General features: G+C 70.6%; 12 protein-coding genes, 1 tRNA gene and 1 pseudogene. 11 read left to right on the top strand and 3 right to left on the bottom strand.

Annotated elements, in window-relative coordinates; genetic code table 11:
• Window positions 1–16: 16 nt before the first annotated feature.
• The gene (locus ABD366_RS22050) at window positions 17–820 is read left to right on the top strand and encodes an NERD domain-containing protein (RefSeq protein ID WP_324766374.1); all 804 of its coding nucleotides are present in this window, start codon (window positions 17–19) and stop codon (window positions 818–820) included.
• A gap of 80 nt (window positions 821–900) precedes the next feature.
• Here ABD366_RS22050 and ligD read toward each other — a convergent pair whose 3' ends face one another.
• Window positions 901–1,803, bottom strand: a complete 903-nt coding sequence (gene ligD, locus ABD366_RS22045) for a non-homologous end-joining DNA ligase (RefSeq protein ID WP_324766373.1) — start codon at window positions 1,801–1,803, stop codon at window positions 901–903.
• Window positions 1,804–1,887: 84 nt separating this feature from the next.
• Between ligD and ku the strand changes: the two genes are divergently transcribed.
• A complete protein-coding gene (gene ku / locus ABD366_RS22040; RefSeq protein ID WP_324766372.1) occupies window positions 1,888–2,973 on the top strand; it encodes a non-homologous end joining protein Ku in 1,086 nt (361 codons plus the stop codon).
• 101 nt (window positions 2,974–3,074) lie between these two features.
• Here the strand turns inward: ku and ABD366_RS22035 are convergent, their stop codons facing one another.
• Entirely contained in the window at window positions 3,075–4,232 is a 1,158-nt protein-coding gene (locus ABD366_RS22035; protein WP_324766371.1) for an acyltransferase family protein, read from the bottom strand.
• 208 nt (window positions 4,233–4,440) lie between these two features.
• Here ABD366_RS22035 and ABD366_RS22030 point away from each other — a divergent pair.
• The 3 genes and pseudogenes from ABD366_RS22030 to ABD366_RS22020 all read left to right on the top strand — a co-directional run.
• Window positions 4,441–4,872, top strand: a pseudogene (locus ABD366_RS22030) (BlaI/MecI/CopY family transcriptional regulator); the annotation flags it as partial.
• Between the two features lie 174 nt (window positions 4,873–5,046).
• Window positions 5,047–5,979: a M56 family metallopeptidase gene (locus ABD366_RS22025; RefSeq protein WP_324766370.1), complete on the top strand. Its 933-nt coding sequence runs from the start codon at window positions 5,047–5,049 to the stop codon at window positions 5,977–5,979.
• A gap of 67 nt (window positions 5,980–6,046) precedes the next feature.
• Complete coding sequence (locus ABD366_RS22020) at window positions 6,047–6,967, top strand: nuclease-related domain-containing protein (RefSeq protein WP_324766369.1); 921 nt, start codon at window positions 6,047–6,049, stop codon at window positions 6,965–6,967.
• Between the two features lie 194 nt (window positions 6,968–7,161).
• Here the strand turns inward: ABD366_RS22020 and ABD366_RS22015 are convergent.
• Window positions 7,162–7,233: transfer RNA gene (locus ABD366_RS22015), tRNA-Arg, on the bottom strand.
• 193 nt (window positions 7,234–7,426) lie between these two features.
• Here ABD366_RS22015 and ABD366_RS43495 point away from each other — a divergent pair.
• From ABD366_RS43495 to thrB, 6 genes are all read left to right on the top strand, one after another.
• Window positions 7,427–8,047, top strand: coding sequence for a response regulator (locus ABD366_RS43495; protein ID WP_411293616.1), 621 nt, complete (start codon window positions 7,427–7,429; stop codon window positions 8,045–8,047).
• Between the two features lie 194 nt (window positions 8,048–8,241).
• A complete protein-coding gene (nrtL, locus tag ABD366_RS22005) occupies window positions 8,242–9,390 on the top strand; it encodes an ArgS-related anticodon-binding protein NrtL (protein ID WP_324766368.1) in 1,149 nt (382 codons plus the stop codon).
• Window positions 9,391–9,448: 58 nt separating this feature from the next.
• Window positions 9,449–10,840, top strand: coding sequence for a diaminopimelate decarboxylase (gene lysA / locus ABD366_RS22000; RefSeq protein ID WP_324766367.1), 1,392 nt, complete (start codon window positions 9,449–9,451; stop codon window positions 10,838–10,840).
• A gap of 160 nt (window positions 10,841–11,000) precedes the next feature.
• Window positions 11,001–12,293, top strand: coding sequence for a homoserine dehydrogenase (locus ABD366_RS21995; protein ID WP_324766366.1), 1,293 nt, complete (start codon window positions 11,001–11,003; stop codon window positions 12,291–12,293).
• A 14-nt stretch (window positions 12,294–12,307) separates the two neighbouring features.
• Window positions 12,308–13,366: a threonine synthase gene (gene thrC, locus ABD366_RS21990; protein ID WP_324766407.1), complete on the top strand. Its 1,059-nt coding sequence runs from the start codon at window positions 12,308–12,310 to the stop codon at window positions 13,364–13,366.
• A gap of 376 nt (window positions 13,367–13,742) precedes the next feature.
• Window positions 13,743–14,669, top strand: coding sequence for a homoserine kinase (gene thrB, locus ABD366_RS21985; protein ID WP_324766365.1), 927 nt, complete (start codon window positions 13,743–13,745; stop codon window positions 14,667–14,669).
• Window positions 14,670–14,825 lie beyond the last annotated feature (156 nt).

The following is a 14,825-nucleotide window of genomic DNA, read 5'->3' as shown; positions in this document are numbered from 1 at the left end:
CAGGGGGTGATGGGCCATGAGCGGACTGCGCGTCGTACCGACCTGGCGGCACGGTCAGGAGCGGCTCTACGTCTACGGGGAGGACGGCAGAAACGTCGCCTGGTACGACCGGGAGGCGGGCCGGGTCAACCTGCTGTCGGAGTCGCGCAGGGAGGCGGTGCTCGCCGTGCTGGCCCCGTTCATCGTCGGGCACGTGGCCGTCGGCCCCCCGCCGGTGCCCACGCCCGCCGAGCTGGCCAGGCTCAGCCTCCACCCGGACGACGACCTCGCGCCGAACCGCCCCGGCGAGGCCCTCGTGATCTCCCTCGACCGGGACCCGGCCCCGCAGCGCAGGCTGCGCACCGATCCGCGGCGCCGGGCGCTCGCCGCGCAGCAGCTGGTCGGCGAGGCGCTCGACGGGCTCGAAGGGGCGGGCTGGCGGACCCTGCACTCGGTGCCGCTGCCGGGCGGCTCCCGCGTCCACCATCTGCTGATCGGGCCCGGCGGCCTGTTCGCGCTGCACGTCCTGCCGGCGCACCGGCAGCGGGTACGGGTGAGCGACCCGATGGTCACGGCCGGGCGGCGCGAGCCTCAGCCGCTGCTGCGCCGGGTGCGGGCCGACGCGTCGCGGGCCTCGTTCGCGCTGACGGCGGAGGTCCGGGCCGGTCTGGTCCTGGTGGAACCGTCCGCACTGGACGTCCAGGCCCCGCCGAGGGGCGTACGCCTGCTGACGGACACAGAGCTGCCCGGCCTGGCCCGGACCGGGGGCCTGCTGAAGCCGGCGGATGTGGAGGCGCTGCATGCGATGGCGCGGGACCGGGGGACGTGGGTCCGGGTCTGACGGGCCGCACCCTGCGGCAGCGCTTCACGGACTCGGCGGGGGCTCGCCCCGCACGTCGATGTGGCACGGAGAGCCGGGTCTCACGACGGCCCCGCCGGCAGCCGCCCGGCCCCGCCCGGGTCGGTCAGCGGGCCGAGCAGATCCCCGTGCCGCTCCAGCCGTGGGGCGATGTCATCGGCCAGGAACACCAGGTCGCCGGCGTCGCCCCGGTCCCGGCAGGCCTCGACCTCGTCCCAGGTCACCGGCGTCGACACGGTCGGCCGGGCGCGGGCCCGCAGCGTGTACGGGGCGGCCGTCGTCTTCGCGGCGGAGTTCTGGCTGTGGTCGACGAACACCTTGCCGGGGCGCAGATTGCGCGCCATCCGGTGCACCACCAGGTGCGGAAGGGCGGCTTCGGCCTCCTGCGCGAGCGACTTCGCGTAGGCGCCGGCCCGCTCCGACGGAACCGGGACGAGGGGGATCAGTAGGTGCAGGCCCTTGGAGCCGGACGTCTTCGCGTAGGAGCTGAACCCGTCGGCCGCCAGGCGTTCACGCAGCCACAACGCCACCTCGCAGCACTGCACGATGTCGGCCGGCGCCCCGGGATCGAGGTCGAGGACGAGCCGGTCGGCCCGCGCGGGCGCGTCGGCCTGCCACTGCGGGGTGTGGAACTCCGTGACGAGGTTCGCCGCCCACATGAGGGTGGCCAGGTCCTGGACGAGGATCTGCCGCGAGACGCCGTCGGAGCGGGGAACCTCGGCCGTCTTCACCCAGGCGGGTGTCCGCGGCGGCACGTTCTTGGCGAAGAAGAGCTGCCCGTCGGGCCCGTCCGGGAACCGGAGGAAGGAGATCGGGCGGTTGCGGAGCTGGGGGAGCAGGGCGCTCGCCGTCGTCGCGTAATAGTGCAGCAGCTCGCCCTTGGTGAAACCGGTGGCCGGGTACAGCACCTTCTCCAGATTGCTGAGCGGCAGCCGCCGCCCCTCCACTTCTGTGATGGGCGTCATACCGTAATACTCTGACATTCCGCATCAAAGCGGGGCACAAGCCAGCCACCAAGCGGCCGCACGGTACGGAACGGGAGGCCCCTAGTGCGCTCCATCTGGAACGGCGCCATCTCCTTCGGCCTGGTCAGCATCCCGGTCAAGCTGATCAACGCCACCGAGAACCACGCGATCTCCTTCCGCCAGGTCCACCTCGAGGACGGCGGGCGCATCCGCTACCGCAAGGTGTGCGAGCTGGAGGACAAGGAAGTCGAGTCCGCCGAGATCGGCAAGGGGTACGAGGACGCCGACGGGTCGGTCATCCCGATCACCGAGGAGGACCTCGCGGCGCTGCCCACGCACACGGCGAAGACGATCGAGATCCTCGCGTTCGTCCCGGCGGACCGCGTCGACCCGCTCCAGATGGACACGGCGTACTACCTCTCGGCCAACGGAGTGCACGCGACCAAGCCGTACACGTTGCTGCGCGAAGCACTGAAGCAGAGCCGGAAGGTGGCCATCGCCAAGTTCGCCCTGCGCGGCCGAGAGCGACTCGGAATGCTGCGCGTCGTCGACGATGTCCTGGCCATGCACGGGCTGCTGTGGCCGGACGAGATCCGCGCCCCGCAGGACGTGGCACCCGACACGCACGTCACCGTGCGCGACGCCGAACTCGACCTGGCCGACGCCCTGATGGACACGCTCGGCGAGGTCGACATGGACTCCCTGCACGACGACTACCGGGCCGCTGTGGAGGAGATGATCGCGGCGAAGACCTCCGGCGAGGGGGTGACGGAGACGCCGACGGCGCCGGAGGGCGGGGGCGGCAAGGTCCTCGACCTCATGGCGGCACTGGAGAACAGTGTGCGGGCGGCGAAGGGGGCGAAGGCCGGTTCCGACTCCGGCGGAGCCGCTGGTGCCGCGGACGGGGAGGTCGCCGAGGTGACCCATCTCGCGGGGCGGACACGCAAGAAGGCGGCGCCGAAGAAGAAGACGGCACCGGCCGCGAAGAAGCCGGCTGCGGCGAAGGGTGGATCGGGTGGATCGGGTGGTTCGGTGAAAAAGACCGATGCCGCAGCCGCTACGAAGAAGAAGTCGGCGACGGCGGCAACTGCGAAGAAGAAGTCGACGAAGTCGACGGCGAGCAAGTCCCCGGCCAAGAAAACGTCGGCCCGGAAGAAAGCACCGGCCTGAGGCGGAGACGGATGCGGAGACGAATGCCGGGGATACGGAAGCGGAGGCGCTCGGAGGCGCGCGGTGTGCGCCCCCAAGCCCCGCCGACGTGAGCGTGAGCCTTACCGCCGCCGCCGTGCCACCTCGGCCGCGTCCCGCCTGAACGCCCATTCCATCTTCGGCTCCATCACGAACCGGAACGCCCGTTGTACCGGCGGAGTGCACAGCACGGTGATCACGGAAGCGGCGATCAGCGTCACCGCCACCTCGCCGAGCGGCGTGTGCATCCAGTGCGTGTCGTACCAGTCCCAGAACCGGGACCCCTTGGCCAGGAAACCGTGCAGCAGATAGCCGTACAGCGTGCCGGCACCGAGCGCGGTGACCCAGAGCTTGCGCCCCGGCACCCAGGCGAAGAAGCAGGCGACGAGCAGCACCGAACAGCCGAACATCGCCAGCGTCATCACGACGCCGCTCCAGCCGGGCGCCGCCAGCTCCTGGGCGCTGTCACGCCGGTAGAACCAGGCGGCGTTCATCCGCGGCGCCGCCCAGTACGCGAACAGCAGCGCGGACGCGAACACCGGCACCGCGAGAAGGCGGGCCTCGCGCCGCCGCACCAGCCGGAAGTGCTCCGGCTTGAGGCACAGGCCGAGCACGAAGAAGGGGAGGAACTGCAGGACGCGCTGCAGATCGAGGTCGTCACCGATGTCGGGGGAGACCGACGCGAGCACCGCGATGGCGAGCGCCACCGGCAGCGGCCAGCGGATCACCTTCCACAGCGGGGTGCTCAGCCGCCACACGAACAGCGCGATCAGGAACCAGGTCAGGTACCACGGGTCGAGCAGGCTGAACGGGTAGTCGGGATCGTCCCCGGCCGTCCGCTTGAACAGCGTGTACGCCACCTCGAAGACCACGTACGGCACGGCCACACCGGTGACCAGCCGCTTCAGCCGCCCCGGGCTGGCATCGAAGCTGCGCGAGAAGTAGCCGGAGATCACGATGAACGCCGGCATGTGGAACGCGTACACGGTCATGTACAGGGCGGACGCGGCCCGGCTGTCACCGCGCAGCGGCTCCCAGGCGTGCCCCATCGCGACCAGCACGATCGCCAGGTACTTGGCGTTGTCGAAGAAGGCGTCGCGCGCCTTGCCCGGCTTGGCCCCGGTCGCCGCGGCAGGGGTTGCGGCAGTGTGCGAGGCGGTGCGTGTGGATGAGGGTGAAATGTCGGCGCGCTGTGGGGGCAGAGGTGCCCGTGAGGCCGCCAGCCGTACCGGTTCGCTCACGATCCCTCCCGCGTGGAACCCCGACTCCCGAATTCACGTCTTCTCAGGTTTGCGGGATTCAAGTGGCTGCGAGACATCCCACGCACCGTAGTCACCCATTGAGGCACGCGTAAACCTGTGCTGGTCATGGGTGGTGGCTGTCACACCCCGCCGGGCGGTCGAGTCGGACATCGGACACGAAGTCGGGCGCCCAGGCGTTGTCACTACGATGGTGCACGGCGCGGGAGGCGCAGAAGGAGGGCGAAAAAAAGGGGGCGACGTGGGGAACCAGGACGAGAGCGGACGCAGGCGCGGACAGGGCGAACTGGAGGGCCAGGTGCTCGCGGTCCTGTGCGAGGCACCGGATCCGGTGACGGCGGGCTGGGTGCGCGAGCGCCTGGGCGGCACGCTCGCCTACACGACCGTGATCACGATCCTCACCCGCCTCCAGGCGAAGGGCGCCGTCACCCGCGAGCGCGTCGGCCGCTCCTTCACCTGGACCGCCGCGTCCGACGAGGCCGGCCTCGCCGCCCACCGGATGCGCCGCGTCCTGGACGGCGAGAACGACCGTGCCGCGGTCCTGGCCAGCTTCGTATCGAGCCTGTCCGCCCACGACGAGCAGTTCCTGCGCGAGCTGTTGGCCGCGGACGAGGCGGCCGGTCCGGACGGAACCGGCGAAGCGAACAAGACAGCCGGAGCCCCGGACACGCGCGAGGCCGTCCAAGTCGAGCACGAGGTGCATGACGCGCACGAGGCCGTACAAGACGCGCACGAGGTCGTACAAGACGCGCACGATGTACACGAGGCCGCGCGAGACTCCGAGGCCCGCTGACCCATGGGCGTAGCCGTCTTCCTCCCCCTGGTCCTCCCGCTGACCGCCTGGCCGGTCGCCCGGCTCGCGGAACGGCACCTCCACCCGCGCGCCGCGACCCTGCTGCTCACGGCCGTGGCTGTCGTCCTGGGCCTGTGCAGCACGCTGTGCCTGGGCCTGCTCGCGATCGTCGGCACGGCCCAACTCCCCGGCAACCCACTGCCGGACGGCTGGGCCGACCCCGAGGTACGGGCCGCGGTCCCGCACGACGAGGTCGTCGGAAAGATGGCGGTCGGCGCGCTGGTCGCGGTCCTCGTCTCCGGCACCGGGCTCCTGCTGCACCACCGCAGAACTGGACGGCGAACGGCCCACGCCCTGGCCGGACTTCCGCCCCACCGCCGCATCGCGATCCTCCCCGACCCGGCCCCGTACGCCCATACGCTCCCGGACGGCCGCATCGTCGTCTCCACCGGCATGCTGGCGGGCCTCAACTCTCCTGAACGCAGGGCCCTGTTCGCGCACGAACGAGCCCACCAGGCGGCCGGCCACCACCGCCACCTCCTGCTGACCGGCCTCGCGGCCCGCGCCAACCCGTTCCTGCGCCCCCTGCACACCTGCGTGACCTACACGGTGGAACGCTGGGCCGACGAGGAAGCGGCCCGCGCCGTCGGCGACCGCCGCCTCACGGCCCGAGCGGTCGGCAAGGCGGCCCTCCTGACCCCGCGCGCACCGCTCCCCGCCCTACCGGGCCTCCCCTTCGCCACACCGGGCCCGGTCCCCCGCAGGGTGGCCGCCCTACTGGCCCCGCCCCCAACCCCCCGAACCTGGCCCCCACTCTGGACAGCAGCGGGCGCAGCATCCTGGGCAGCCCTGGCAGGCACAGCGATCTCCGCCACAGCCTCGGCCAACTCAGCCCTGACCCTGATCCAAATCCTCCACGCGGCGACTCCGCTGTAGCTCGCCACGTCGCGTCGTGCGCTTTGCCGGCTTCGCGGTCTTGTGGCCTCGCGCTCCTGCTGTTGCGATGGCGCCATCGCAACAGCAGGAGCATGAGGGGGGCCTCGTGGAGCTGAGGGTCACGCGCTGGAAGCGGTACGGGCACGATCGCCTGTACGCGAACCTGTTCGACGGCACCGCGGTCGGCTGGGCGGACGTCAGGACGGGACAGATCACGGTCTTGCGCGCCGAGCATCATGACGACGTGACCGCCGTGCTGACACAGCATCTGCAAAACAACGCCGGCCCGGTCCCGCCCGACAGCACACCTGAGACGCAGGCACGTCCGCTATTGCCGCCTCTGCCGCCTCTGCCGCCTCTGCCACCACTGACGCCGGCCGACGACCTGGCGGCCAATCCTCCGGGCAAGTCCCTGAGTGATCGCCTTGCCAGATCCGGCCCGCGGCTGATGGAGCGAGTCATCTCACGGCTCCTGAGACGGCCGACGGAGTGGGACTCATGGCGAAAGGGGCTGGCGGGGGAGCGGCGCGTGGGGCCCGAGCTGAACCGCCTGACACGCCAGGGTTGGCGGGTCCTGCACTCCATCCCCCTGGCCAACAACGTGGACATCGATCACTTGCTGATCGGGCCCGGCGGGGTGTTCAGCATCAACACGAAGCACCACCACGGGAAGGCCGTATGGGTCGGCGACGATGCCGTGAGAGTCGACCACGGGAAACCGGCCCCCTACGCACGCAAGAGCCGCGCGGAGGCCAAGCGAGTGGGCAGGGTGCTCGAGCGCTACTGCACCTTCCCTGTACCGGTGGAGCCGGTGCTCGTCTTCGTCGGCGTCACTGAGCTGAAGGTGGTCGCCACACAGCTCAGCGTGCGGGTGTACCAGGAACGCCAAGTAGCGGCGCTGGCTCCACTCTCAAGAGTGCTGACGGCCGAGCAGGTCGAAGAGGTGTACAACGTGGCTCGCCATCGGCAGGCCTGGAGCCAGGCTTGAGCCGATGTGCGCCTCCACGAGGAGCCCCGCCGTTTCTTGGTCCCGACCTGCGGCGATGCGCCAAGATCCCGTCCACGCCTCGTCCACAGACACCGACATACGGTCGCTCCGGGCGGCATACGGCTGCACATACGCAAAGACCCCGTCCTCAGCGTTTGCGCTGGTGGCGGGGTCTTTAGGCACCTTGTAAAGGGTGCCCCCGGCAGGATTCGAACCTGCGCACACGGCTCCGGAGGCCGTTGCTCTATCCCCTGAGCTACGGGGGCGTCCGCCGCTTGGTGTGCGGCGACGGGTAGAACCCTACCAGCTCGATCGGGGTCCTCATGAACAGGTATTTAGGGGCGGGGGAGGGCCGCGTGGAGGGGGTCGGAGGGGTGCGGGGCGGGCTCAGTTCCCCTGTACGGGGTGGAAGTGGGGAAAACCCGGACGCGGTGGTGGGTGCCGACCTACTCTCGAGTTGTGCCAGGCGCGTCAGGCCGGGTCCTCGTTGTGGACGACAACAAGGTCATCCGGCAATTGATCAGGGTCAACCTCGAGCTGGAGGGCTTCGAGGTCGTGACCGCGGCCGATGGTGCCGAATGTCTGGACGTGGTGCATCAGGTGCGGCCCGATGTCATCACGCTGGACGTGGTCATGCCGCGGCTCGACGGTCTGCGGACCGCCGCGCGGTTGCGCGGGGACGCGCGGACCAGCGGCCTGCCCATCGTCGTCGTCAGCGCATGCACCCAGTACGAGGTGGAGAGCGGGCTCGAAGTCGGCGTCGACGCCTTCCTTGCCAAGCCCTTCGAGCCCAATGAACTCGTGCGCGTCGTACGGCAGTTGCGTGAGCGCGGGCGTGCGGTGCCGTCTTCGCCGGCAGCAACGACAACCGGAACGACAACAGCAACATCAGCGGGAGTGACCGGCGCGGGAGCCGGGGAGCATCGCCCGGACAGTGGCAGTGCCGCGCATGCGGGCGGAGCCGCCGACGCCGCCGGAACAGTCAGCGCCGTCGGTGACCCCCGGCGCGATACCTCCGCCCAGTCCGCCGACGAGCCCAAGCACATCGGCAGCATCGCGGACGTCTCAGCAGATGTCTGAGCGGACGTCTGAGCAGATATCTGAGCGGGCGCGCGACCAGCCCCGCTCCGGACGACACAGGCACGGCCCCGCCACCCCGCCGCCCTACCAAGGGGCCCCCACAAGCAGCCCCGCGCCGACCACTCCGTCCGCATCCCGGACCATCCGCCAAATCAACTCGCCTACCCACCCCCCTCCTCCCCTACGCTTGACCCGTGACCCCCGCAGAGCTCTCCCACACCGTGCTGCGCGCCGTGCGCCGTGCGGTCGATGACGGGGAGCTCGATCCGGGTGCGGCCGACCCCGGTGCCGCCCGCGTCGTCGTCGAGCGGCCGAGGCCCGGCGGGCACGGGGACTACGCCACCAACGTCGCGCTGCAGCTCAGCAGGGACGCCGGGCGGCCCCCGCGGCAGGTCGCCGAGATTCTCAAGGCCTACCTACGTGACTCGGACGGCATCGCCGACGTGGCCGTCACCGGGCCCGGCTTCCTCAACTTCAGTTTGCGGGACTCCGCCGCCCCCGCACTCGTCGCACGCATCCTGCGGTGCGGCCCCCGATACGGGTACGCCGACAGCCCCAGCGAGCGGCCCGAGGAGCCCGAGCACCTCAGCCAGCCCGTACAGCCCGTACAGCCCGTACAGCCCGTACAGCCCGTCCAGCTCCACGCCCCGCACGAGATCCGCGCCGTCGTCGTCATGGACGCCACCGCCCGCATCCTGCGCTCACAAGGCGCCCTCGTGAGGACCAGCTGCGAAGCCCCGCCCCGGCCGGAGTGGACCCACATCCTCGGCGTCGAGATCGATGTCATCGGCACCCCGGACGACGCCGGCACCCTCCCCACGAACGTCCGCCCCGCCCCCACCACCCCCGACCCCCTCTCACTCGGCCGCGACGCCGCCCGCTGGGCCCTGCTCCACCCCGCCTCGCACGACCGCCCGCGCCCGAGCGAGGGGCACCTCGCCCAGCGCGAGAGCAACCCCCTCTTCCGCGTCCGCTACGCCCACGCCCGCGCCTGCGCCCTCCGCCGCAACGCCGCCGACCTGGGCTTCGCCGCCGAACCCAGCGGCATAGGCGCGCGAGAAGGATCGGGGCACCCGCTCAACCTCCTCGCCCTCCTCGCCGACCACCCCCGTATCCTCCGGACCGCCGCCCACCACCGCGCCCCCGACCGGCTGGCCCGGCACCTCGTCGACGTGGCGGACGCTTTCCTCACCGACACGCAGGTGTATGCCGGCGCCCTGCCCAAGGGTGAGGAGAAACCCTCGGCCGCCCACCGCGCCCGGCTCGCACTCGCCGAAGCCGCCGGGACGGTGCTGGCCGGTGGCCTGACCCTGCTCGGTATCGACGCCCCCGCATACATGTAGAGAACGCCCCCGCACACCTGTAGACCTGTAGAGAAGACGAAGAGAGCGCCACGCAGTCATGAGCCGTTCCGCACACCCCGCCGGTCCCCGCCACGCCGATGTCCTGCCCGAGGGGCACTACACCGCCCCGGCCGCCGACCTGAACGTTCTGGACCCGAAGGTGTGGGCGCAGACCGTGGCACGTACCGCCGACGGCGGCGTACAGGTCGGAGGGATCGAAGTCGCCCGCCTCGCGGAGGAGTTCGGCACCCCGGCGTACTTCCTCGACGAGGACGACTTCCGCGCCCGGTGCGCCGCCTGGCGGGACGCCTTCGGGTCCGAAGCCGATGTGTTCTACGCGGGCAAGGCGTTCCTGTCCCGGGCCGTCGTGCGGTGGCTGCACGAGGAAGGGCTCAACCTCGACGTGTGCAGCGGTGGCGAGCTGGCCACCGCTCTCTCCGCCGGGATGCCCGCCGAGCGCATCGCCTTCCACGGCAACAACAAGACCGAGGACGAGATCCGGCGCGCCGTCGAGGCCGGCGTCGGGCGGATCGTCCTCGATTCGTTCCAGGAGATCGTCCGCGTCGCGCACATCGCCGACAGCCTCGGCAAGCGGCAGCGCGTGCAGATCCGGGTGACCGTCGGTGTCGAGGCCCACACCCATGAGTTCATCGCCACCGCGCATGAAGACCAGAAGTTCGGGATCGCGCTCGCCGGAGGTCAGGCCGCCGAGGCCGTGCGGCGGGCCCTGAAGCTCGACGGGCTCGAGCTCATCGGGATCCACAGCCACATCGGGTCGCAGATCTTCGACATGGCGGGCTTCGAGGTCGCCGCCCGGCGCGTCGTCGGGCTGCTCGCCGAGGTGCGGGACGAGCACGGCGTCGAGCTGCCGGAGATCGACCTCGGCGGCGGCCTCGGTATCGCGTACACCAGCGACGACGACCCCCGCGAGCCGCAGGAGATCGCCAAGGCGCTCAGCGAGATCGTGACGAGGGAGTGCGAGGCGGCGTCCCTGCGGACCCCCCGGATCTCCGTCGAGCCGGGGCGCGCCATCGTCGGCCCGACCGCCTTCACGCTCTACACGGTCGGCACGGTCAAGCCGCTGGAGGGACTGCGTACGTACGTGTCCGTCGACGGCGGGATGTCCGACAACATCAGGACCGCTCTGTACGACGCCGAGTACACGGTCGCCCTCGTGTCCCGCCGCTCCGACGCCGAGCCCCTGCTGGTCCGCGTCGTCGGCAAGCACTGCGAGAGCGGCGACATCGTCGTGAAGGACGCCTTCCTGCCCGCCGACATCGCGCCGGGCGACCTCATCGCCGTCCCCGCCACCGGCGCGTACTGCCGCTCCATGGCCAGCAACTACAACCACGCGCTCCGCCCGCCCGTCGTCGCCGTGCGCGACGGGGAGGCCCGGGTGATCGTCCGGCGCGAGACGGAGGAAGATCTCCTGCGCCTCGATGTCGGGTGATGAAATATCTGTCTCACCTGCCGGACCGGGGACAGAAAGACCGGTCCGGTGGGTGAGACTGGATCCACCGTAGAAAACCGTATAAGACAGCGGCGGTAACAGCCGCGGCGGAAGCTGCTGCAGAAGCAGTAAAGAGAAGTAGTAGAGGAAACGAGGTCGGATGATGCGTACGCGTCCGCTGAAGGTGGCGCTGCTGGGCTGTGGGGTCGTCGGCTCCGAGGTGGCGCGCATCATGACGACGCACGCCGCCGACCTCACCGCCCGCATCGGCGCTCCCGTGGAGCTCGCGGGGGTGGCCGTACGGCGCCCCTCCAAGGTGCGGGAAGGGATCGACCCCGCCCTCGTCACCACCGACGCCACCGCCCTGGTCAAACGGGGCGACATCGACGTGGTGATCGAAGTCATCGGAGGGATCGAGCCCGCGCGCACCCTCATCATCACCGCCATCGAGCACGGTGCCTCGGTCGTCTCGGCCAACAAGGCGCTGCTCGCCCAGGACGGCGCGGCCCTGCACGCGACCGCCGCCGAGCACGGCCGCGATCTGTACTACGAAGCCGCCGTCGCCGGTGCCATCCCGCTGATCCGGCCCCTGCGCGAGTCCCTCGCGGGGGACAAGGTCAATCGCGTCCTCGGCATCGTGAACGGGACGACCAACTTCATCCTCGACGCCATGGACACCACCGGCGCCGGCTATCAGGAAGCCCTCGACGAGGCCACGGCCCTCGGGTACGCCGAAGCCGACCCGACCGCCGACGTCGAGGGGTTCGACGCCGCCGCCAAGGCCGCGATCCTTGCCGGGATCGCCTTCCACACGCGCGTACGCCTCGACGACGTGTACCGCGAGGGCATGACCGAGGTGACCGCCGCCGACTTCGCGTCCGCGAAGGAGATGGGCTGCACCATCAAGCTGCTCGCCATCTGTGAGCGGGCCGTGGACGGTGGTTCCGTTACTGCTCGCGTGCACCCCGCGATGATTCCGCTCGACCACCCTCTCGCCTCCGTGCGCGGCGCCTACAACGCCGTGTTCGTCGAGGCCGAGGCCGCCGGGCAACTGATGTTCTACGGGCCCGGTGCCGGCGGTTCGCCGACCGCGTCCGCCGTACTCGGCGACCTCGTCGCCGTCTGCCGCAACCGCCTCAACGGCGCGACGGGACCCGGCGACTCCGCGTACACGCAACTGCCCGTCTCACCCATGGGCGACTCCGTGACGCGGTACCACATCAGCCTCGACGTGGCCGACAAGCCAGGCGTGCTCGCGCAGGTGGCAACGGTCTTCGCCGAGCACGGCGTCTCCATCGACACCGTCCGGCAGTCGGGGAAGGACGGCGAGGCATCTCTTGTCGTCGTCACCCATCGCGCGGCGGACGCGGCCCTCACCGGGACCGTGGACGCGCTGCGTCAGCTCGACACCGTGCGCGGTGTCGCCAGCATCATGCGTGTTGAAGGGGAGTAGCAGCGATGACCGGAATGACCCACCAGTGGCGCGGCATCATCGAGGAGTACCGGGACCGGCTCCCGGTGACCGGCACCACGCCGGTCGTGTCGCTGCGCGAGGGCGGCACGCCGCTCGTGCCCGCGCAGGTCCTCTCCGAGCGCACGGGCTGCGAGGTCCACCTGAAGGTGGAGGGCGCCAACCCCACCGGCTCCTTCAAGGACCGCGGCATGACCATGGCCATCACCAAGGCCAAGGAGGAAGGCGCGCAGGCCGTCATCTGCGCGTCCACGGGCAACACGTCGGCGTCCGCCGCGGCCTACGCCGTGCGCGCCGGCATGGTCTGCGCCGTCCTCGTGCCCCGCGGCAAGATCGCGCTCGGCAAGATGGGCCAGGCGCTCGTCTACGGCTCGAAGATCCTCCAGGTCGACGGCAACTTCGACGACTGCCTCAACCTGGCCCGCAGCCTCTCCGAGAACTACCCGGTGGCGCTGGTCAACTCGGTCAACCCGTTCCGTATCGAGGGCCAGAAGACCGCCTCGTTCGAGATCGTGGACGCCCTCGGCGACGCGCCCGACATCCACGTCCTGCCGGTCGGCAACGCGGGCAACATCACGGCCTACTGGAAGGGCTACAAGGAGTACGCCGCCGACTCGGTGTCGACGCGTACGCCTCGCATGTGGGGCTTCCAGGCTTCCGGTTCCGCTCCCATCGTGCGCGGCGAGATCGTCAAGGATCCCTCGACGATCGCTACTGCGATTCGCATCGGGAACCCGGCGTCGTGGAACTACGCGCTCGCCGCACGCGACGAGTCCGGCGGCTTCATCGACGAGGTGACGGACCGTGAGATCCTGCGCGCCTACAAGCTGTTGGCGTCCCAGGAGGGTGTCTTCGTCGAGCCGGCGTCCGCCGCGTCCGTCGCCGGTCTGCTGAAGGCCGCGGAGCAGGGCAAGGTCGACCCGGGCCAGCGCATCGTCTGCACCGTCACGGGCAACGGCCTGAAGGACCCCGACTGGGCCGTCTCCGGTGCTCCGCAGCCGGTCACCGTGCCGGTCGACGCGGTCGCGGCGGCGTCGCGGCTCGGTCTCGCCTGAGTCCTGAGGCCGTCCGGACGCAGTGCTGACGGCTCGTCAACCGGACGCATGAGCACCGGGGGTGCACAGGGGGCTTACGACACGCATCGTGCGCCTCCTGTGCGCCCTATGTCGCCACAGAACCTTCCTTCGATAGGCTGTACCGAACCCGCCCACCGCATATGCAGCGGTGCCGCCGCCGTTCTGTCGTTTTCCGGCGAATTTCCGCCGTGGTTCCGTCGATCGCGGCCCGGGTGTCGACGTACGCACCACAAGACATCGGAAGTCTCGGAAGTTCTCGAACACCTCGACCGTCGTACATCTCGCAGATCTCGTCAGTCCGTCAGTCTTCGGAAGTTCCCGAAACATCCCGCAGCTCAAGGAGAGTCATCGAGCGATGGCCGGTCCCGCGTTCCGCGCCGCCGCCGTCAGGGTGCGCGTTCCCGCCACCAGCGCAAATCTCGGCCCGGGCTTCGACGCCCTGGGCCTCTCGCTGGGGCTCTATGACGACGTCGTCGTCAGGGTCGCCGACTCCGGGCTGAACATCGACATCGCGGGCGAGGGCTCCGAGACCCTGCCGCGCGACGAGTCGCATCTGCTCGTACGTTCCCTGCGCACCGCCTTCGACCTGCTCGGCGGGCAGCCGCGCGGCCTCGAGATCGTCTGTGCCAACCGCATCCCGCACGGCCGCGGCCTCGGCTCCTCCTCCGCCGCCATCGTCGCGGCGGTCGTCGCCGCGCGCGCCGTGACCATAGGCGGCGACGCCCGGCTCGACGACGCGGCACTGCTCGAACTCGCCACCGAGATCGAGGGCCACCCCGACAATGTGGCCCCCTGCCTGCTCGGCGGCTTCACCATCGCCTGGATGGAATCGGGCGCGGGCCGGGCGATCCGCCTCGACGCCGCGCCTTCCGTCGTCCCGGTGGTCTTCGTACCGGCCAAGCCGGTCCTCACCGAGATGGCACGAGGACTTCTGCCGCGCACCGTCCCGCACGTGGACGCCGCGGCCAACGCGGGCCGGGCGGCCCTGCTCGTCGAGGCCCTGACCAGGCGCCCCGAGCTGCTGCTTCCGGCCACCGAGGACCGTCTGCACCAGGAGTACCGGGCGCCGGCCATGCCGGAGAGCGCCGCACTGGTGGAGCGGCTGCGGGCCGACGGGGTGCCCGCGATGATTTCCGGGGCGGGCCCGACGGTCATCGCCCTGGTGGAGGACGGAGCGGCCGACAAGGTCGCCCGGCTGGCCGGAGAGGGGTGGGCGGCCAACCGGCTGGCCCTCGACGCCGGCGGAGCGAGCGTGCTGCCGCTCAGCTCCTCCCCCGATTGATCAAAACGAACGGTTGCCGGATTACGAGAGGGGGAATGTTTGTTGGATCCGGTAGTGTTAACCTCAAGTCTGCACCCGACCCCACCATGGCGAGGTGCTGTGTGTCCCCGTCCGGGACAACCATTCTTCCGGGAGCCTCCCCAGCATTTCCGTACA

This window comes from Streptomyces kunmingensis (assembly GCF_039533535.1).
GTDB classification, from domain to species: domain Bacteria; phylum Actinomycetota; class Actinomycetes; order Streptomycetales; family Streptomycetaceae; genus Streptomyces; species Streptomyces kunmingensis.
The sequence above is the reverse complement of the archived record's forward strand: the minus strand, read 5'-3'. Positions and strand labels throughout refer to the sequence as shown.

Bases quoted from the DNA above. Each gene is read 5' to 3' on its own strand.
- ligD (WP_324766373.1), bottom strand. From the start codon at position 1,803: ATGACGCCCATCACAGAAGTGGAGGGGCGGCGGCTGCCGCTCAGCAAT.
- ABD366_RS21995 (WP_324766366.1), top strand. From the start codon at position 11,001: ATGATGCGTACGCGTCCGCTGAAGGTGGCGCTGCTGGGCTGTGGGGTC.
- ABD366_RS22025 (WP_324766370.1), top strand. From the start codon at position 5,047: ATGGGCGTAGCCGTCTTCCTCCCCCTGGTCCTCCCGCTGACCGCCTGG.
- thrB (WP_324766365.1), top strand. From the start codon at position 13,743: ATGGCCGGTCCCGCGTTCCGCGCCGCCGCCGTCAGGGTGCGCGTTCCC.
- ABD366_RS22020 (WP_324766369.1), top strand. From the start codon at position 6,047: ATGGCGCCATCGCAACAGCAGGAGCATGAGGGGGGCCTCGTGGAGCTG.
- lysA (WP_324766367.1), top strand. From the start codon at position 9,449: ATGAGCCGTTCCGCACACCCCGCCGGTCCCCGCCACGCCGATGTCCTG.
- thrC (WP_324766407.1), top strand. From the start codon at position 12,308: ATGACCCACCAGTGGCGCGGCATCATCGAGGAGTACCGGGACCGGCTC.
- ABD366_RS22050 (WP_324766374.1), top strand. From the start codon at position 17: ATGAGCGGACTGCGCGTCGTACCGACCTGGCGGCACGGTCAGGAGCGG.